The sequence below is a fragment of the Variovorax paradoxus genome (assembly GCA_016806145.1).
In the GTDB taxonomy this organism is placed as follows: Bacteria; Pseudomonadota; Gammaproteobacteria; order Burkholderiales; family Burkholderiaceae_C; genus Variovorax.
This window is the reverse complement of record CP063166.1, coordinates 3215029-3234287: the sequence shown is the minus strand read 5'-3', so window position 1 is coordinate 3234287 and position 19259 is coordinate 3215029. Positions and strand designations below refer to the sequence as shown.

The following is a 19259-nucleotide window of genomic DNA, read 5'->3' as shown; positions in this document are numbered from 1 at the left end:
GCGGCAATGAGCCCGATATCGTGGCGCGCTTTACAACGTACGCGCGATTTCCTTGATTTCGAAGAACTCGAGCTGATCGCCCTCTTTGATGTCGTTGTAGTTCTTGAGCTTGATACCGCACTCGAAGCCTTCGCGCACTTCGCGGACGTCGTCCTTCATGCGCTTGAGCGAGTCGACTTCGCCGGTGTAGACCACCACGTTGTCGCGCAGCAGGCGGAAGTGCGAGCTGCGGGTGACATAGCCCGAGGTGACGTACGAGCCGGCCACGGTACCGATCTTCGAGGCCACGAACACCGTGCGGATCTCGGCCGAGCCGATGATTTCCTCGCGGCGCTCCGGCGCCAGCATGCCCGACATGGCGACCTTGATCTCGTCCACCGCGTCGTAAATGATGCTGTAGTAGTTCAGCTGGACACCATTGCCCTCGGCCAGCTTGCGCGCGCCGGCATCGGCACGCACGTTAAAGCCGATCACCACCGCCTTCGAGGCGATCGCGAGGTTGATGTCGCTTTCGCTGATACCGCCCACGCCGGCATACACCACCTGCACCTTGACCTCTTCGGTCGCGAGCTTGAGCAGCGATTGCGCGAGCGCTTCCTGCGAGCCCTGCACGTCGGCCTTGATGATGATGCGCAGCGTCTGCACTTCGCCCGCCGACAGGTCGGTGAACATGTTCTGCAGGTTCGCGGCCTGCAGCTTCGCCAACTTGGTGTTGCGGAACTTGCCGGCACGGTAGGTGGCGATTTCGCGCGCACGGCGCTCGTCGCTCATCACCATGAACTCGTCGCCGGCCTGCGGCACTTCGGTCAGGCCCTGGATCTCGACCGGGATCGACGGACCCGCCGTCTTGGTCGGCTTGCCGTCCTCGTCGAGCATGGCGCGCACGCGGCCATAGGTCGAGCCGGCCAGCACCACGTCGCCGGTCTTGAGCGTGCCGGACTGAACCAGCACGGTCGCGACCGGGCCGCGGCCCTTGTCGAGCTGCGCTTCGATGACCAGGCCCTTGGCGGCGGCATCCACCGGCGCCTTGAGTTCCAGCACTTCGGCCTGCAGCAGCACCTGTTCGAGCAGGTCGTCGATGCCCTGGCCGGTCTTGGCCGAGACGCCGACGAACGGAACGTCGCCGCCGTACTCTTCGGGCACGACCTCCTCGGCCACCAGTTCCTGCTTCACGCGGTCCAGGTTGGCATCGGGCTTGTCGATCTTGTTGATCGCGACCACGATCGGCACACCCGCCGCCTTCGCATGCTTGATGGCTTCCTTGGTCTGGGGCATGACGCCGTCGTCGGCCGCCACCACCAGGATCACGATGTCGGTGGCCTGCGCACCGCGGGCACGCATGGCGGTGAACGCCTCGTGACCCGGGGTGTCGAGGAACGACACCATGCCGCGTTCGGTTTCCACGTGGTAGGCACCGATGTGCTGCGTGATGCCGCCGGCTTCGCCCGCGGCCACCTTGGCGCGGCGGATGTAGTCCAGCAGCGAGGTCTTGCCGTGGTCGACGTGACCCATGACGGTCACGACCGGTGCGCGCGGCAGGGCCTCGGCGGTTTGCGCCGACACGTCCTCGTCGGTGAAGGCTTCGGGATCGTCGAGCGCGGCAACCACCGCGTTGTGACCCATTTCCTCCACCACGATCATCGCGGTGTCCTGGTCGAGCGCCTGGTTCATCGTGGCCATCTGGCCCAGCTTCATCAGCTGCTTGATCACCTCGGACGCCTTGACCGACATCTTGTGCGCGAGCTCGGACACCGTGATGGTTTCCGGCACGTGCACCTCGATGATGCGGGCCTCGACCGGTGCTGCCGGTGCGTGCTGCTGGTCGTCGTGGCCACGGTCGTTGCCGCGGCGTCCGCGCGGACCGCCGCGCCAGTTGCCACGGCCCACGCCGCCGCTCGCGTCGCCGCGGGTCTTGATTTCCTTCTTCTTGGCGGTGTCGCCAGCCCAGCTCGACGAGAGCTTGGCCGATTTCACTTCCTTGCCGGCGGCGCCGCCGGCGGGCGCGGCCGCGGCACCCGGCGCGGCCGGCGCGCCGGCGCGGGCCGGGCGCGGTCGGCTTGTGCAGCGTGCCCTTGACGCCACCGGCGGGCTTGACCTCGGCGGGCTTCTCGGCCTTGTGCGGCACCAGCACGCGGGCCGGCGCATTCATCATGGCGCGGATGGCCTCGGCTTCGGCCAGGGCCTTGCGGCGACGTTCGTCGAGGTCGCGCGCACGCGCGGCTTCCTCGTCGGCACGGGCCTTGGACTCGGCGGCGGCCTTGGCCTTCGCGTCTTCCTTGGCTTGCGCGGCGGCGGCCTGGGCCGTGGCCTTGGCCTCGGCGGCCTGCTTGGCGGCGGCGACCTGCGCTTCCGCGGCTTCCTTCAGCGCGGCGACTTCGGCCTCGGCCTTGGCGGCACTGTTGGCGGAGCTGCGAGCGACCGGCTTGGCCGCTTCGGCTTCGGTCTCGGCCTTCTTCTGGGCTTCCTGGCGAGCCACCTGCGCGGCTTCCTGGCGTGCCTGCTCGGCCTGTTCGGCCTGCTCGGCGCGTTCCACCTTCTCGCGTTCGCGGGCTTCGGCTTCCTCGCGCTGGCGGCGCTTCTCGGCCAGCTCTTCTTCCTGGCGACGGATCAGCTCGGCCTGGCGGCGGGCTTCCTCCTCGCGACGCGCGAGTTCGGCTTCATCGATGCGCGGCGCGGCCGGCTCGGCCGGGGCGGCGACGGGCGCGGCGGCCACCGGTGCCGGTGCCTCGACGGCACCCGCGGGGCCTTCGTCGCGCTGGATGAAGGTGCGCTTCTTGCGCACCTCGACCTGGATCGTGCGGGCGCGGCCGGTGGCGTCCGCCTGCTTGATCTCGCTGGTCGACTTCTTGGTCAACGTGATCTTCTTGCGCTCGGGCTCGACAGTGCCGTGGCTGGCCTTCAGGAAACCGAGCAGGCGCTGCTTGTCCGACTCGGTCAGTGCGTCGCTGGCGGCCGCTTTGGGCACACCGGCGCTGCGAAGCTGATCGAGCAAGGTTTCGGGAGTCTTCTTGAGTTCATTCGCGAACTCGGCGACAGTGGTACTGGACATATTCGTTTCGTGCCTCCATGACCATCACTCTTGGCCAGCGAACCAGTGTTCGCGGGCCTTCAAGATGAGGGTTTTGGCGTCATCGGCGCTCAGGCCGGTGATCTCGGTGAGTTCATCGACCGCGAGGTCGGCCAGGTCGTCGCGGGTGTTCACCCCCGCCTCGGCCAGCTTCGGAATCAGGTCGGGGTTCAGGCCTTCGAGGTCGCGCAGGTTCTGCGAGACGGTATCGACGCCCTCTTCCTTGGCGATTTCCATGGTCAGCAGCGCATCCTTGGCACGCGAGCGCAGCTCGTTGACCGTGTCTTCGTCGAAGGCTTCGATCTCGAGCATCTCGGAGATCGGCACGTAGGCCACTTCCTCGAGGCTGGTGAAGCCCTCGGAGATCAGGATGTCCGCGATTTCCTCGTCGACGTCGAGCTTCTCCATGAACAGGCGGCGCGCGGCGTCGGTCTCGTTCGCCTGCTTCTGGGCCGACTCGTTGGCGTCCATGATGTTGATCTTCCAGCCGGTGAGCTCGGAAGCCAGACGCACGTTCTGGCCGCCACGGCCGATCGCGATCGCGAGGTTTTCCTCGTCGACCACCACGTCCATGGCGTGCTTTTCCTCGTCCACCACGATGGAGGACACGTTGGCCGGCGCCAGGGCGCCGATCACGAATTGGGCCGGATCCTCGCTCCACAGCACGATGTCCACGCGCTCGCCGGCGAGCTCGTTGGTCACGGCGTTGACGCGCGTGCCGCGCACGCCGACGCAGGTGCCGATCGGGTCGACGCGCTTGTCGTGCGAGAGCACGGCGATCTTGGCGCGCGAACCGGGGTCGCGGGCGCAGCTCTTGATCTCGAGCAGGCCCTGTTCGATCTCGGGCACTTCCTGGCGGAACAGCTCGATCATGAACTCGGGGGCCGAGCGCGACAGGATGATCGGCGCGCCGCGCAGCGTCAGGTCGACCTCCATGATCATGGCGCGCACGCGGTCGCCGTTGCGCAGGTTTTCCTTGGCGATCATCTCGCTGCGGCGCAGGCGGCCTTCGACGCGGCCGGCCTCGACGATGATGTCGCCCTTGTCCAGGCGCTTGACGGTGCCCACGAAGATCTTGTCGCCGCGCGACATGAAGTCGTTGAGCAGCATCTCGCGCTCGGCGTCGCGGATCTTCTGCAGGATCACCTGCTTGGCGGCCATGGCGCCGATGCGGCCGATCGGCACCGAGTCCACCGATTCCTCGATGTACTCGTCGACCTCGATGTCGGGCATCTCTTCCTTGGCCTCGAACAGCAGGATTTCCTGGTCGGGCTGCTGCAGGCCGGCTTCGTCGGGCACCACGTGCCAGCGACGGAAGGTCTCGTAGTCGCCGCTGTCGCGGTCGACGGCGACGCGGATGTCCACCTCGCCCTGGTACAGCTTCTTGGTGGCCTGCGCCAGCGCGGACTCGACCGCGCCGAAGACGACGTCACGCTCGACGTTCTTCTCGCGCGAGATCGCATCCACCAACATCAACATTTCGCGATTCATGCCACCACTCCTCTAGTCAGTCCGGAACCTTTGTTCCGCCAATGTCCTGCGAGCCCTGAGGGGCCCTGGGCTTGCGCCCCTTGAAATCCACGATGGGTGCCAGCCGCGCTTCGCGCAGCTCGTCCAGCACGAAGCCCAGCGCCTGCAACGGTGCCGGCGCGCGCTTCCTGCTGACCTTCTGACCCGGCTTGGGCTCCGGCGCGTCGCTCCAGACGATCTGCCAGCCCTGAGGGCCGTCGGCCCCTTCCGCCTGTGCGGCCCGCTCGAGCGTGCCGCGAAACTTCTTGCGATTGGCCGACACCTGGCCGGCCGCCGCCTCGCCGATCGGCGCCTTCAGCGTGATGTCGATCACCTCGCCCTCGAAGCGCTCGAAATCCTTCTCGTGGCGCAGCGGGCGGTCGATGCCCGGCGAGGACACCTCGAGCCGCTTGTACTCGGCGCCGTCGACCTCGAGCGCGAACTGGAGCTGTCGCGTGACCTTCTCGCAGTCCTCGACCGTGACGAAGGGCTCGGGCGTGCCGGCGGCGAGAGCCTCCGATGTGGGGGCCGTCCACGGCAAATCAATCGTCACGCGCAGCAATCCTCCCGCCGAGCGTTCGATCTCGACCAGGTCGTAGCCGAGCCCGGCCACGGTTTGTTCCACTGTCTGCTGCAATGCCACGTGTTCGAAGATGCCTTTTTATTCAGTTCAACGATGCGCAAGACCCGCCGCCAGGTAATGCGCCATCGATCAAAAAATCCGTGAGAGACCGGGTCTTGCCCGGCGATCCGAGAACGGATGGACCAAAAAAAACGGGCGGTTGGTACCCGCCCGTTTGGTCGTGAGCCTCGAATTATATGCCACTTCTGTGATAAATGAAGGGGCACTTCTGCACACGGGCCACACCCGTTCGCGGCTCAGGGCGTGGCAGCCCCTTCCCGTGCGGCGGCCACGCGCCGGGAGCGCGCCCAGACGGCCGCGAACAGCACCGATCCCAGCGCCAGCGCGGCAGCGGCGACCAGCAGTGGAATCTGGAACGAACCGGTGCGCTGCGCCAGCGGCGCCGCGAACAGCGGGCCGATGATCTGCCCCACGCCGTACGAGGCGGTGGCATAGCCGATCAGCCCGGCCGCCGCGTTGCCACGCAGCCGGCGCGCGTCGCGCACCGCGAACAGCGTGATGGCGGTGAACGGCATGCCCAGCAGCAGGCTGCCGAGCGCGAAGCCGACCACGCTGGGCCAGGCCACCGACAGCACCACCCCAACCGCCTGCAGCGCATAGGCGATCGCCAGCAGCAGGCGGTTGTCCCAATGCACCGGCGCGCGCGCGCCGATCAGCGCGCCCGGGATGATGGCGGCGCCGAACAGCGGCCAGAAATAGTCGGGCCAGAACGAGCCCGGCAGCGCCTGGCGCGCGATCACCGGCAGGAAGGTGGCGGTGATGATGTAGCCGAAGCCCGCCAGCCCGTAGAGCGCGACCAGCCAGATCGCATCGGTGCGCGCCGCGGCCGAATCCCGCGCACTCGGCGCCGCGGCGGGAGCGCTCGGCGCCGCGCCGGCCACCGCCTGCTCGCCGTCGTTGAAGACGCGCCAGATCACCGCGATCAGCACCAGCGCCAGCAGGCCCAGGCCGATCCAGCCGGTTTCGGAGCCCCAGCGGCCGAGCGCCCCGCCCAACAGCCCCGTCATGGCGATGCCGACGCCCGGGCCGGTGTAGATCACGCCACCGAGCGCCGGCGAACGCGTTTCGGCCAGCCGGCGCAGGCCCCAGCTCGAGGCGAACACGAACACCCAGGCGCTCATCACGCCGGCCGCCGCGCGCAGCACGCCCCAGGCACCGAAGCTGTGCAAGAGCCCCATGCCGATCAGCAGCGCGGCGGTGGCCAGCAGCCCGCCGCGCACCATGGTCTTGGCGCGCACGCCGATGGCGGCGCAGCTGACCGCGCCGACGAAGTAGCCGAGGTAGTTGAGCGAGGCCAGCAGCCCGCCCGCCTCGAGCTCGAGCTTGCCCTCGTGCAGCATGATCGGCAGCATCGGCGTGAAGGCGAAGCGCCCCAGCCCCATGGCCACCGCCAGCGTCACCATGCAGGCGAGCGCCGCCCGCCAGGCGCCGCGCCTGTCTTGTCCGGTTTCCGACATCTTTTCGCGCAATGCTCGTTGTTGTGGGTGGCGCCCGCCCTCAGGCCAGTTGCGCGGCGGCCACCAGTTTCTGCGTGTAGGGGTGTTCGGGCGCGTCGAGCACCCGGTCGACCGGGCCCGATTCGAGGATGGCCCCGTCCTTCATGACGATGACCTGGTGCGCCATGGCGCGGATCACCTCCACGTCGTGCGTGATCAGCAGATAGCTCAGCCCGCGTTCGCGCTGCAGCCGCTGCAGCAGCCCGAGCACCTGCTTCTGGATCGTGACGTCGAGCGCGCTGGTGGGCTCATCGAGCACCAGCAGGCGCGGATCGACGATCAGCGCGCGCGCGATCGCCAGCCGCTGCCGCTGACCGCCCGAGAACTCGTGCGGATAGCGGTCGAGCAGCGCCGGGAACTGCGCCTCGGTCAACCCGACGTCGGCCAGCGCCTGCAGCGCGCGCGCGCGCCGGTCGGACGCCTTGAGCTCGGGCGCGTGCACCAGCAGGCCCTCGCCGACGATCTGCTCGACGGTCATGCGCGGCGAGAGCGAGGAGAACGGGTCCTGGAACACCACCTGCATCGCGCGCCGCAGCGCGAGATCGGACGCCTGGCCCTGCCCCCAGCCCTGCCCCTCGACCTTGAGCGCGCCCTGGAAGCGCAGCAGCCCCAGCGCGGCCAGCGCCAGGGTCGACTTGCCCGAGCCCGACTCGCCGACCACGCCCAGGGTTTCGCCGGGGGCGATGCGGAAATCGGCGCCCTGCACCGCCACGAACTCGCCCTTGCCGAACCAGCCGGCGAAACCCGGCTTGGGCACCGGGTAGCTCACGCGCAAGCCCGTGGCCGAGAGGATCGGCGCCGCGTCGGGGCGTGCCGGCGCGGGCGTCACGTCGCGCGTGGGATGGCTGTCGATCAGCTTGCGCGTGTAGGGATGCCGTGGTGCCTCGAACACGCCCGCGACCGGGCCGTGCTCGACGATATGGCCCTGCTCCATCACCGCGACGCGGTCGGCGAAGTGCCGCACCAGGTTCAGGTCGTGGGTGATCAGCAGCACCGCCATGCCGTACTTGCGCTGCAGCTCGGCCAGCAGCGCGAGGATCTGCGCGCGCACCGTCACGTCGAGCGCGGTGGTCGGTTCGTCGGCCAGCAGCAGGCGCGGCCGGCAGGCCAGCGCCATAGCGATCATGGCGCGCTGGCGCTGGCCGCCCGAGAGCTGGTGCGGCAGCGCGCGCGCGCGCCGCGCCGGTTCGGGAATGCCGGTGTCGGCCAGCAGCTGCACCGCGGCCTCCTGCGCGGCGCGCGCCGGCAGGCCCTCGTGCAGCTCCAGCACCTCGGCGATCTGGTCGCCCACGCTGTAGAGCGCGTTGAGCGCGGTCATCGGCTCCTGGAAGATCATCGCGATCTCCTTGCCGCGGATGCCGCGCAGCTCGCGCTCGGGGATCGACAGCAGGTCGCGCCCGTCCCGCGCGTGCTCGGCATCGAAGAGGCGCGCCGAACCCGAGAGCTCGGCGTTCTGCACCAGCCGCAGCAGCGACAGCGCGGTGACGGTCTTGCCCGAGCCCGATTCGCCCACCAGCGCGAACTTCTCGCCGGCCGCGATCTGGAAATCGACGCCGTGCACCACCGGCTTGCCGCCGAAGGCCACGCGCAGGCCGCGCACGTCGAGCAGCGGCGCGCCGGCCGCGAGGGAGGATTCGCCCGGCTTCACTTGTCGGCCTTCCGTGGATCGAGGGCGTCGCGCAGCGCGTCGCCCATGAAGGTCAGCAGCATCAGGGTGAACACCAGCACGCCGAAGGTGGACATCGAGATCCACCAGGCGTCGATGTTCGCCTTGCCCTGGTTGAGCAGTTCGCCCAGCGAGGGCGTGCCCGGCGGCACGCCGAGCCCGAGGAAGTCGAGCGAGGTCAGCGCGAGGATGGCCGCGCTCATGCGGAACGGCAGGAAGGTGACGACCGGCACCATGCTGTTGGGCAGGATGTGGCGCCGCATGATCTGCAGGTTGCTCACGCCGAGCGCGCGCGCGGCGCGCACGTAGTCCATCTGGCGGTTGCGCAGGAACTCGGCACGCACGTAGTCGGCCAGCGACATCCAGCCGAACAGGCTCAGCAGCACCAGCAGCAGCAGCACGCTGGGCGTGAAGATGGCGCTGAAGATGATCAGCAGGTAGAGCTCGGGCATCGAACCCCAGATCTCGAGCAGCCGCTGCAGGAACAGGTCTGTCTTGCCCGCGAAGAAACCCTGGATCGCGCCGATGGCGATGCCCAGCACCACGCCCACCGCTGTGAGCGCCAGCGCGAACAGCACGCTGACGCGAAAGCCGTAGATCAGCTGCGCCAGCAGGTCGCGCCCGCGGTCGTCGGTGCCCAGCAGGTTCTCGCCCGAGGGCGCGGCCGGATTGGGCTGCTTGGCGAAGTAGTTGAGCGTGCGCGGGCCATAGGGATTGGGCGCGTAGAGCGCCCAGTTGGCGCCGGCCGTGATGCGGTCGCGGATGAAGGGATCGAGGTAGTCGGCCGGGGTCTCGAAGTCGCCGCCGAAGGTCTTCTCGGAGTAGTCGCGCAGCACCGGGAAGTAGGTCTGGCCCTCGTAGTGCACCACCAGCGGCTTGTCGGTGGACAGCAGCTCGGCGAACAGGCTCAGCACCACCAGCACGGAGAACAGGACCAGGCTCCAGAAGCCCAGCGGATTGCGGCGGAAACGGCGCCAGGCGCGCCGGCCGGGGCTGTCCGACCTGGCCGGCGGACGCGGCGTGGCGGGAGTGGGCATCGATTCAGTCAAATTTCACCCTCGGATCGACCCAGACATAGCAGAGATCGGAAATCAGCTTGGTCACCAGCCCGATCAGCGTGAACAGGTAGAGCGTGCCCAGCACCACCGGGTAGTCGCGCCGGATCACGCTCTCGTAGCTCAAGAGGCCCAGGCCGTCGAGCGTGAACAGCGTCTCGATCAGCAGCGAGCCGGTGAAGAAGGCGCCGATGAAGGCGGCCGGAAAGCCCGTGATGATCGGGATCAGCGCGTTGCGGAACACGTGCTTCCAGAGCACCTGCCGCTCGGCGAGGCCCTTGGCGCGCGCGGTCAGCACGTACTGCTTGCGGATCTCCTCGAGGAAGGAGTTCTTGGTCAGCATCGCCGTCACCGCGAAGCTGCCGATCACCATGGCCGTGACCGGCAGCGCGATGTGCCAGAGGTAGTCGACGATGCGCGCGCCCCAGCTCAGGCTCTCCCAGTTCGGCGAGGTGAGGCCGCGCAGCGGGAACCACTGCAGCTGGCCGCCAAAGATCACCAGCAGCGCCACGCCGAGCACGAAGCCCGGGATGGCATAGCCCACGAGCACGATCAGCGTGGTGAGGAAGTCGAAGCGCGAGCCGGCGCGCACCGCCTTGGCCACGCCCAGCGGCACCGCGATCAGGTAGCTGATGAAGAAGGTCCACAGGCCCAGGCTGATCGAGACCGGCATCTTCTCCTTGACCAGTTCCCACACGTCCTTGCGCTGGTAGAAGCTGGTGCCGAGGTCGAAGCGCGCGAAGGACTTGAGCATGGTCCACAGGCGTTCGTGGGCCGGCTTGTCGAAGCCGTAGAGCTTCTTGATCTCCTCGATGCGCTGCGGATCGAGGCCCTGGCGGCCGCGGTAGCCGGCACCGCTGCTCGCGGCCCGCTCGCCGCCCGAATCGCGTCCCTGCAATTGCGCCACCATTTGCTCGACCGGACCGCCCGGCACGAACTGGATCACGCCGAAGGTGATGATCAGCACGCCCAGAAGCGTGGGAATCATCAGCAGCAGTCGCTTGAGGATGTAGCTGGCCATGCGGTTGTCGTGCTCCGGATCTCTTCTCGTGCGGCGGGCGCTACTTGTTGGCCGGCGAGGCCCACCACGTCGCGAGGGCCCAGTCGCCCACATCGTAGTAGGGCGGAACGGTCGGCGGCAGCACCACGCCGGCCGGGCGGTAGCCGACCAGGAAGGCGCTGCCGTAGTACATCGGGATCGAGTAGTAGCCGGCCGACAGCACGCGGTCGAGCACGCGCAAGGCGGTGGTGAGCTCGGGGCGCGTGGTGGCCGACACCACCTTGCCGACGATGGCGTCGACCGCTGGATCGGCGATGCCCCAGTAGTTGGAGGAGCCCGGCGTCTCGGCCGACTTCGAGCCGAACAGCTCGAACAGTTCGCCGCCCGGCGCGCTGTTGCCCGGCAGCCGCATCGAGGTCATGTCGAAGTCGTAGTTCTGCATCCGCTGCTGCGAGAGCGAGAAGTCGACGGTGCGAAAGCTCATCTCGATGCCCAGCTTCTTGAGCGCGGTCTGCAGCGGCGTCGCCACGCGGATCAGCGAGGGCTGGTCGTTGAGGAACTCGATGGTGAAGGCCTCGTTCTTCGCGTTGCGCAGCGCGCCGTCGCGATAGGTCCAGCCGGCCTCGGCCAAGAGCGCCCTCGCCTTGCGCAGGTTTTCGCGCAGGCTGCCGGGCGGATCGGTGCTCGCGGGCACCGGCGCGGGCCCGAACACCTCGGGCCGGAGCCTGGCGCGCAGCGGTTCCATCAGCGCCAGCTCGTCGGGCCCGGGCAGGCCGTCGGCATGGAAGTCGCTGTTCGGGAAGTAGCCCTGCACGCGCGTGTAGATGCCGTAGAACAGCTGGCGGTTGAGCCACTCGAAGTCCATCGCGAGGCCGATGGCCTGGCGCACGCGCACGTCCTTGAACTTGTCGCGGCGCGTGTTGAAGATGTAGCCCTGGAAGTCGCCGGGGTTGTGGTTCTCGAAACCGCGCTTGGTGATCTCGCCGCTGTCGAACTGCTTGCCCTTGTACTGGCGCGCCCAGTTGCGCGAGACGAACTCGCGCATGAAGTCGAACTCGCCGGCCTTCAGGCCCTCGAAGCGCGCGGTCTCGTCGAGGTAGACCTTGTAGGCGATGCGGTCGAAGTTGAACAGGCCCTTGCGCACCGGCAGCTCGGCGCCCCAGTAGTCGGCGCGGCGCACGTAGGTGATGTCGCGGCCCAGCCGGTCGCTCGCGGGCTTGTAGGGGCCCGAGGCGATCGGCACCTCGGTCACGATCTGGTCGAAGGGCTTGCCACCGCCCCATTTGCGGCTGAACACCGCCATGCTGCCGACCACCAGCGGCAGCTCGCGGTTCGGGCTCGCGAAGTCGAAGCGCACCGTGCGCTCGCCGAGCGCGCTTGCCTTCTTGACCTCGGCATAGATGGTCTTGAACTGCGGCGCCGCGAGCGGGCCGATCAGGGTCTGGAACGAATGGACCACGTCGGCCGCCAGCACCGGCGAGCCGTCGTTGAAGCGGGCCTTGGGGTTGAGCCTGAAGGTGGCCGAGAGCCGGTCGGGCGCCACCTCGATGTCTTCGGCCAGCAGGCCGTAGGCGGTGGTCGGCTCCTCGGAGTTGCCGGTCATCAGGCTCTCGAACATCAGCTGGCCGAGGCCCGAGGGCCCGGTGCCCTTGAGCGTGAACGGATTGAACTTGTCGAAATTGGTGGGCCGGGTCGGCGGCACCAGCCTGAATTCACCGCCCTTGGGGGCGTTGGGATTCACGTAGTCGAAGTGCGTGAAACCCGGCGCGTACTTGATGTCGCCGAATTGCGCGTACGCATGGGCGGCCCACGAAGGGGCCGCCGAGAGCGCCAAACCGAACCAGAGCAGCCAACCTCGCATGCGAGAATTCTGCCCCGAGATTTTCACGAGGCAACTCCATGGGCTTTCTTTCCGGCAAAAAACTCCTGATCACCGGCGTGCTGAGCAACCGCTCGATCGCCTACGGCATCGCCAAGGCCTGCCACGAACAGGGTGCCGAGCTCGCCTTCAGCTACGTCGGCGAGCGCTTCAAGGACCGCATCACCGAGTTCGCGGCCGACTTCGGTTCGAAGCTGATCTTCGACTGCGACGTCGGCGACGACGCCCAGATCGAGCAGCTGTTCGCCGACCTGTCGCAGGTCTGGCCGAAGTTCGACGGCTTCGTGCACAGCATCGGCTTCGCGCCGCGCGAGGCGATCGCGGGCGACTTCCTCGAGGGCCTGTCGCGCGAGGGCTTCCGCATCGCGCACGACATCAGCGCCTACAGCTTCCCGGCGATGGCCAAGGCGGCCCAGCCCTACCTCAACGACAAGTCGGCCCTGCTCACGCTGACCTACCTGGGCGCCGAGCGCGCGCTGCCCAACTACAACACCATGGGCCTGGCCAAGGCCTCGCTCGAGGCCTCGGTGCGCTACACGGCGGCCTCGCTGGGCCCGAAGGGCGTGCGCGTCAACGGCATCAGCGCCGGCCCGATCAAGACGCTCGCGGCCAGCGGCATCAAGGGCTTCGGCAAGATGCTCGGCGCCGTCGCCGAAGCCTCGCCGATCCGTCGCAACGTGACGATCGAGGAAGTCGGCAACGTGGCGGCCTTCCTGCTGAGCGACCTCGCCAGCGGCGTGACGGCCGAGATCACCTACGTCGACGGCGGCTTCAGCAACGTCGTCGGCGGCATGGCCGAGTAAGCGACACCACGGCCCCCGGGCGCGTTCTCGCGCCCGTCGGACGGCGATGCGCGCCGGTCGCGCAGCGCTTGCCTCGCCATGGAACTTCGGCCTCAAATGGGCATCCATCGGTCGTTTCCAGCTACTCATTTCATAGCACCCGTGCTCCATCGACGCTCCCTGCTGCTCGCCACCCTGAGCTTCGCGCTGGCCTTGCCGGCGCACGCCGGCGCGCCCGCGCTGATGCTGGCCGAGGTCTACAAGCCGGGCATGTCGCTGGCCGACTACTGGGTCAGCGAGAAGTACGACGGCGTGCGCGCGTACTGGGACGGGCGCCAGCTCTTCACGCGCGGCGGCGAACGCATCCTGGCGCCGGCCTGGTTCACCGCCGCGCTGCCCAGGCAGCCGCTCGACGGCGAACTGTGGGCCGGCCGCGGGCGCTTCGCGCATGCGGTGTCGACGGTGCGCAGCCAGACGCCCAACGACGTCGCCTGGCACGAGATGAAGTTCATGGTGTTCGACCTGCCGGCCCAGGGCGGCGACTTCACGGCCCGCCTCGGCGTGCTGCGCCGGCTGCTGCCGATCACCGACGCGCCCTGGGTGGTCGCGGTGCCGCAGGAGCGCGCGACCACGGCCGAGGCGCTGCAGGCGCTGCTCGACAAGACCGTGAAGATGGGCGGCGAAGGCCTGATGCTGCACCGCGGCGCCTCGCTCTACCGCGCCGAGCGCAACAACGACCTGCTCAAGGTCAAGACCCATGACGATGCCGAAGCCCGCGTGGTCGGCCACGTGCCGGGCAAGGGCAAACACGCCCATCGGCTTGGCGCGCTGCTCGTCGAAATGCCCGGTGGCCAGCGCTTCAAGCTGGGCACCGGCCTGAGCGATGCCGAGCGCGAACAGCCGCCCGCGATCGGCAGCTGGGTCACCTACCGCTACAACGGGCTCACGGCCGGCGGGCTGCCGCGCTTCGCACGCTTCATGCGCGTGCGCGAGGACGGCTGAGCCGCCCCCCACACCCTGCCCACCCTGCCCACCCTGCCCGCTTCGCGCCGCGGCGCTCAGGCGCTCTTTCGCACGCAGTCGGCGTAGTAGCGCTTCTTGCCCGTCTCGTCGACGCGCGCCACCAGGCCGTGGATATCGGTCTCGAAGCCCGGGCACTGCGTGTTGAACTCGCGCGAGAACTTCAGGTAGTCGACGATCTTCTTGTTGAAGACCTCGCCCGGGATCAAGAGCGGAATGCCCGGCGGGTACGGCGTGATCAGGCTGGTGGTGATGCGCCCCTCGAGCTCGTCGATCTCCACGCGCTCGGTCTTGCGGTGCGCGATGTGCGCGAACGCGTCGCTGGGCTTCATCGCCGGCGTGAGGTCGCTCAGGTACATCTCGGTCGTCAGGCGGGCCACGTCGTAGCGCGCGTAGAGCTGGTGGATGTGCTGGCACAGGTCGCGCAGGCCGAGGCGCTCGTAGCCCGAATGCTGCTGGCAGAACTCCGGCATGATCCGCCACATCGGCTGGTTGCGCGCGTAGTCGTCCTTGAACTGCTGCAGCGCCGTCAGCAGCGTGTTCCAGCGGCCCTTGGTAATGCCGATGGTGAACATGATGAAGAAGCTGTAGAGCCCGGTCTTCTCGACGATCACGCCGTGCTCGGCCAGGAACTTGGTCACCACGCTGGCGGGAATGCCGCTCTCGGCGAAGTTCCCCTCGAGGTCCAGGCCCGGCGTCACGATGGTCGACTTGATCGGGTCGAGCATGTTGAAGCCGTCGACCAGTTCGCCGAAGCCGTGCCAGTTGCGCGGCGACTTCTTCGAGCGGCTCTTGCCGTTCTTCTCGCCGTGCATGATCCAGTCGTCGGGGACGCCGATGCCCTCGTCCACGAGCTTCTCGGGGCCCCAGACCTTGAACCACCACTCGTCCTTGCCGAACTCCTCCTCGACCTTGCGCATGGCGCGGCGGAAGTCGAGCGCCTCGAGGATGCTCTCCTCCACCAGCGCGGTGCCGCCGGGCGGCTCCATCATCGCGGCGGCCACGTCGCAGCTTGCGATGATCGCGTACTGCGGGCTGGTCGACGAGTGCATCAGGTAGGCCTCGTTGAACAGGTCGCGGTCGAGCTGGCGGTTCTGCGAGTCCTGCACCAGCACGTGGCTGGCCTGGCTGATGCCGGCCAGCAGCTTGTGCGTGGACTGGGTCGCGAACACCAGCGACTCCTTCGGCCGCACGCGGCGCTTGCCCATCGCGTGGTAGGAGCCGTAGAACGGGTGGAAGGCGGCGTGCGGCAGCCAGGCTTCGTCGAAGTGCAGCGTGTCGACGTAGCCGTCGAGCGTGTTCTTGATGGTCTCGGTGTTGTAGATCACGCCGTCGTAGGTCGACTGCGTGAGCGTCATCACGCGCGGCTTGACCTTGTTGGCGTCGACGTCGGACAGCAGCGGGTTGGCCTTGATCTTGGCCTTGATCGCCTCGGGCTCGAACTCGCTCTTGGGGATCGGGCCGATGATGCCGAAGTGGTTGCGCGTGGGCTTCATGAACACGGGGATCGCGCCCGTCATGATGATCGCGTGCAGGATCGACTTGTGGCAGTTGCGGTCCACCACCACCACGTCGTCGGGCGCCACCGTGTGGTGCCACACCATCTTGTTGCTGGTGCTGGTGCCGTTGGTCACGAAGAAGCAGTGGTCGGCATTGAAGATGCGCGCCGCGTTGCGCTCGCTGGCCGCCACCGGGCCGGTGTGGTCGAGCAGCTGGCCCAGTTCCTCCACCGCGTTGCAGACGTCGGCACGCAGCATGTTCTCGCCGAAGAACTGGTGGAACATCTGGCCCACCGGGCTCTTGAGGAAGGCGACGCCGCCCGAGTGGCCCGGGCAGTGCCACGAGTAGGAACCGTCCTCCGCGTAATCGATCAGCGCCTTGAAGAACGGCGGCTGCACGCTCTCGAGGTAGCTCTTGGCCTCGCGGATGATGTGGCGCGCCACGAATTCGGGGGTGTCCTCGAACATGTGGATGAAGCCGTGCAGCTCGCGCAGGATGTCGTTCGGGATGTGGCGCGAAGTCTTGGTCTCGCCGTAGATGTAGATCGGCACGTCGGCGTTCTTGCGCCGCACTTCGCCGATGAAATTGCGCAGGTTCAGCACCGCCGGATCCAGGTCGGGACCGACCGTGAATTCCTCGTCGTCGATCGACAGGATGAAGGCGCTGGCACGGCTTTGCTGCTGAGCGAACTGGCTCAGGTCGCCGTAGCTCGTGACGCCCAGCACCTCGAAGCCTTCCGTCTCGATGGCCTGCGCGAGCGCGCGGATACCGAGGCCCGAGGTGTTCTCGGAGCGGAAGTCCTCGTCGATGATGACGATGGGAAAGCGGAATTTCATGGGGCGGAGCTCCGGACAGGCAATGAGGCGCGAAGTGTACGGAATTCAGATGAAGAATTCGCCCACGCGCCGAATGCCCGCCGAATGTCCGCCGAATGCCGTCGCGACATGCTTTTCGCCGCCGCGCCGGGGAGCCCCCACAAAGTGCAGGCGAGTCCGGGGCCTCGCGAGCGCATGCCTCAGAATGGCGTCGCCTGAAACAAAACACAGAGGAGATGTCATGGCGAATTCCACGATCTGGTGGTTGATCGCTGGCGCGGCAATCGTGGTCGAACTCCTGTCCGGCACGGTCTACCTGCTGCTGCTGGCCGGCGGGTTCGCCGCCGCGGCGATCTCCGCCCACCTGGGCTTCGGTACCGTCACGCAGTTGCTGGTGGCCGCCGTCGTCGGCGTGGTGGCGGTGCTGACCTGGTACTCGATCCAGCGCAAGCGTCCGCCGCCCCCACCCACCGAAGCCAACCGCGACCTCAATCTCGACATCGGCGAGAGCGTGCAGGTCGAGGCCTGGAACCCCGACGGCACCGCCACCGTGCGCTACCGCGGCGCGCAGTGGACCGTCGTGCAGCGCGCGGGCCATGCGCCCTCCACCGGCGAACACCGCGTGGTCGAGGTCGTCGGCAGCCGGCTGGTGGTCGACAAGGTCTAGCTAGAACCCGAGAACGAAAGAGGAAAGGTACAGAGTCATGGAATATTCGGTCCCCATCATCATCCTGGTCATCGCGATCATCTTCATCAGCCAGTCGGTGAAGTTCGTGCCGCAGCAGAACGCCTGGGTGCGCGAGCGCCTGGGCAAGTACCACGGCACCATGACGCCCGGCCCCAACTTCCTGATCCCCTTCATCGACCGCGTGGCCTACAAGCACAGCCTGAAGGAAATCCCGCTCGACGTGCCGAGCCAGATCTGCATCACGCGCGACAACACGCAGCTGCAGGTCGACGGCATCCTCTACTTCCAGGTCACCGACCCGATGCGCGCGAGCTACGGCTCGTCGAACTACATCGTGGCCGTGACCCAGCTCGCCCAGACCTCGCTGCGCAGCGTGATCGGCAAGCTGGAGCTCGACAAGACCTTCGAGGAGCGCGACGTCATCAATGCCCAGGTGGTCGCGGCCATCGACGAGGCGGCGCTCAACTGGGGCGTGAAGGTGCTGCGCTACGAGATCAAGGACCTGACGCCGCCGAAGGAAATCCTGCAGGCCATGCAGCGCCAGATCACGGCCGAACGCGAGAAGCGCGCGCTGATCGCGGCCTCCGAGGGCCGGCGCCAGGAGCAGATCAACATCGCCACCGGCGAACGCGAGGCCTTCATCGCGCGCTCCGAGGGCGAGAAGCAGGCCCAGATCAACAACGCCCAGGGCGAGGCGGCCGCGATCACCGCGGTGGCCACGGCGACGGCCGACGCCATCGAGCGCGTGGCCGCTGCCATCCAGCAACCGGGCGGCGAGCAGGCGGTGCAGCTCAAGGTCGCCGAACGCGCGGTCGATGCCTACGGCAAGGTCGCGGCCGATTCCAAGACCACGCTGATCGTGCCGAGCAACATGACCGAGACCGCGGCATTGATCGCCTCGGCCATGCGCATGGTGCAGGCCGGCAAATCCTCGGGTCCCACGGCCTGAGGCTTTCCGGAAACGGGCCCGGCGACTGCTACAATCGCGGGCTTCGGAGCGGTGGATGAGCGGTTTAAGTCGCACGCCTGGAAAGCGTGTGAGGGTTAATAGCCCTCCGCGGGTTCGAATCCCGCCTGCTCCGCCAGAGAGTCTTTGTTCGCAGCCGTTCGCGAACATGCAAATAGCCCGAGTTGCCTTTGGCACTTGGGCTTTTTTGTGGGCGCCCGTTGCTTGCGCGCGACTGGCGTACGATCCGCAGGTTCTCAGTTCCCAGGAGGCGCCGCATGGCAGGACACCCCAGCACCAAGCCGCTCGGCATCACGTCGCTCGATCGCACGCTCGAGAAAACCGAGCAGGTCGCCGCCGACGTGCAGAAGGCCTCCGACAATCTCGCGGTGGTCAACACCGTGCTCGAGCAGGAGCTGCCCGAGGAGGTGCAGGTGGGCGACGTGGCACTGGCCATCGCGCACACCAGCCAGCTCGAGGAGAAGCTCGCGCAGTCGGCCGAGCAGCTCGCCGAGGTCAACGCAGCCCTCAGCGAGGAGATCGAGAAGCGCATCGAGGCCACGGCCCAGCGCGACGAGAGCGTGGCCCGCGCGAAGAAGCTCGAACAGGCCGCCGGCACGGGCAAGCGCGCGAGCGACTGACGCCATGCACCCGGCGATGCCCGAGTGCCATGAACATCGTATGAAATAGGGACACGCCGCGTTTCTCCGTCTCCTTTCTCCTACGCAGCAAGCGCGCGCGGCACGCTACGCTATTGGTTCTCACACCCTAACCGTGGCATGGCCCTCATCACGTTCCTCGTCGAGGACAACAAGACCATCAGGGACAACCTGGTTCCGGCACTCGAGGACCTCGTGAATGCCCAAGTCGTTGGCTTTGCCGAAACCGAATCCGAAGCGCTGGCATGGCTGCGCGACCATCCGGCCGCGTGGGAACTGCTGATCGTCGACCTGTTCCTCAAGGAAGGCTCGGGCCTGGGCGTGCTCGCGGGCTGCAAGGAACGCCGTCCCGGCCAGCGCGCGGTGGTGCTGAGCAACTACGTGACGGCCGACATCCGCGCGCGCTGCGAAACGCTCGGCGCCGACGCGGTGTTCGACAAGTCGCGCGACCTCGATGCCTTCATCGAATACTGCAACACCGACCGCCCCTCGGGACTCGCGCCGCTCTGAGATCGCGGGCGTTCCCCGCCCTTC

14 protein-coding genes, 1 tRNA gene and 1 pseudogene are annotated in these 19259 nt (G+C 67.7%); 7 read left to right on the top strand and 9 right to left on the bottom strand.

Annotated features, from left to right (window positions below):
* Positions 1-30 precede the first annotated feature (30 nt).
* The 8 genes and pseudogenes from infB to INQ48_15185 all read right to left on the bottom strand — a co-directional run bounded on the left by infB (position 31) and on the right by INQ48_15185 (position 12297).
* Positions 31-3049, bottom strand: a pseudogene (infB, locus tag INQ48_15220) (translation initiation factor IF-2).
* A gap of 24 nt (positions 3050-3073) precedes the next feature.
* The gene (gene nusA, locus INQ48_15215; protein QRF60473.1) at positions 3074-4558 is read right to left on the bottom strand and encodes a transcription termination/antitermination protein NusA; all 1485 of its coding nucleotides are present in this window, start codon (positions 4556-4558) and stop codon (positions 3074-3076) included.
* 16 nt (positions 4559-4574) lie between these two features.
* Entirely contained in the window at positions 4575-5219 is a 645-nt protein-coding gene (rimP, locus tag INQ48_15210; GenBank protein ID QRF60472.1) for a ribosome maturation factor RimP, read from the bottom strand.
* Positions 5220-5455: 236 nt separating this feature from the next.
* Positions 5456-6676 (bottom strand): YbfB/YjiJ family MFS transporter, encoded by a 1221-nt coding sequence (locus INQ48_15205; GenBank protein QRF60471.1) that lies wholly within the window; start codon positions 6674-6676, stop codon positions 5456-5458.
* Positions 6677-6716: 40 nt separating this feature from the next.
* Positions 6717-8324, bottom strand: coding sequence for an ABC transporter ATP-binding protein (locus INQ48_15200; protein ID QRF60742.1), 1608 nt, complete (start codon positions 8322-8324; stop codon positions 6717-6719).
* 35 nt (positions 8325-8359) lie between these two features.
* Positions 8360-9418 (bottom strand): ABC transporter permease, encoded by a 1059-nt coding sequence (locus tag INQ48_15195; GenBank protein ID QRF60470.1) that lies wholly within the window; start codon positions 9416-9418, stop codon positions 8360-8362.
* 4 nt (positions 9419-9422) lie between these two features.
* Entirely contained in the window at positions 9423-10457 is a 1035-nt protein-coding gene (yejB, locus tag INQ48_15190; protein ID QRF60469.1) for a microcin C ABC transporter permease YejB, read from the bottom strand.
* A gap of 40 nt (positions 10458-10497) precedes the next feature.
* Positions 10498-12297: an ABC transporter substrate-binding protein gene (locus INQ48_15185; protein QRF60468.1), complete on the bottom strand. Its 1800-nt coding sequence runs from the start codon at positions 12295-12297 to the stop codon at positions 10498-10500.
* A 38-nt stretch (positions 12298-12335) separates the two neighbouring features.
* Between INQ48_15185 and fabI the strand changes: the two genes are divergently transcribed.
* Positions 12336-13118: an enoyl-ACP reductase FabI gene (fabI, locus tag INQ48_15180; GenBank protein ID QRF60467.1), complete on the top strand. Its 783-nt coding sequence runs from the start codon at positions 12336-12338 to the stop codon at positions 13116-13118.
* Positions 13119-13259: 141 nt separating this feature from the next.
* Positions 13260-14099 carry a DNA ligase gene (locus tag INQ48_15175; protein QRF60466.1) on the top strand — a complete coding sequence of 280 codons (840 nt, stop codon included), beginning with the start codon at positions 13260-13262 and terminating at the stop codon, positions 14097-14099.
* Between the two features lie 56 nt (positions 14100-14155).
* Here the strand turns inward: INQ48_15175 and INQ48_15170 are convergent, their stop codons facing one another.
* Positions 14156-16453 carry an arginine/lysine/ornithine decarboxylase gene (locus INQ48_15170; protein ID QRF60465.1) on the bottom strand — a complete coding sequence of 766 codons (2298 nt, stop codon included), beginning with the start codon at positions 16451-16453 and terminating at the stop codon, positions 14156-14158.
* 220 nt (positions 16454-16673) lie between these two features.
* Between INQ48_15170 and INQ48_15165 the strand changes: the two genes are divergently transcribed.
* From INQ48_15165 to INQ48_15145, 5 genes are all read left to right on the top strand, one after another.
* Positions 16674-17099 carry an NfeD family protein gene (locus INQ48_15165; GenBank protein ID QRF60464.1) on the top strand — a complete coding sequence of 142 codons (426 nt, stop codon included), beginning with the start codon at positions 16674-16676 and terminating at the stop codon, positions 17097-17099.
* A gap of 37 nt (positions 17100-17136) precedes the next feature.
* A complete protein-coding gene (locus INQ48_15160; GenBank protein ID QRF60463.1) occupies positions 17137-18069 on the top strand; it encodes a paraslipin in 933 nt (310 codons plus the stop codon).
* 45 nt (positions 18070-18114) lie between these two features.
* Positions 18115-18205, top strand: a tRNA-Ser gene (locus INQ48_15155).
* A 139-nt stretch (positions 18206-18344) separates the two neighbouring features.
* A complete protein-coding gene (locus tag INQ48_15150; protein QRF60462.1) occupies positions 18345-18707 on the top strand; it encodes a hypothetical protein in 363 nt (120 codons plus the stop codon).
* A gap of 138 nt (positions 18708-18845) precedes the next feature.
* A complete protein-coding gene (locus INQ48_15145; GenBank protein ID QRF60461.1) occupies positions 18846-19235 on the top strand; it encodes a response regulator transcription factor in 390 nt (129 codons plus the stop codon).
* Positions 19236-19259 lie beyond the last annotated feature (24 nt).